Below are 395 nucleotides of genomic sequence, written 5' to 3'. Positions count from 1 at the left end.
GGTGTCGCTGTGGCTGGCACCGATGATCATGGCCGCGCTGGCCACCGGCCTGGACCCCTACCGGGCCTATATGGACCCTGAATTCAACACATAAGTGCAACGCTCACCCCTGTATGCACTTCGTACGGCGTCTTCCAGCCCAAGCGCTTGCGCGGGCGTAGATTGATCCTCGCTACTGTCCGATTGACGGCTTCGACGGTCAGCTTGCTGAAGTCGCTGCCCTTGGGGAAATACTGGCGGAGCAGACCGTTGGTGTTTTCATTGGTGCCACGTTGCCAGGATGAATAGGGGTCTGCAAAAAAGACCTGGCACTGGCTCCGTAGCGCGATGCGTTCATGCCCGGCAAACTCCCTTCCGTTATCCAGCGTCAGCGTGTGAGCGGCATGGCCCTGAAG

1 protein-coding gene is annotated in these 395 nt (G+C 59.5%); it reads right to left on the bottom strand.

From position 1 onward, the window contains the following. Window positions 1-83: 83 nt before the first annotated feature. A partial coding sequence (locus R5H29_RS02420; RefSeq protein WP_134978326.1) for an IS30 family transposase occupies window positions 84-395 on the bottom strand: 312 nt, incomplete at its 5' end.

The organism is Stenotrophomonas sp. A3_2, from assembly GCF_036624925.1.
In the GTDB taxonomy this organism is placed as follows: Bacteria; Pseudomonadota; Gammaproteobacteria; order Xanthomonadales; family Xanthomonadaceae; genus Stenotrophomonas; species Stenotrophomonas hibiscicola.
The sequence above is the reverse complement of the archived record's forward strand: the minus strand, read 5'-3'. Positions and strand labels throughout refer to the sequence as shown.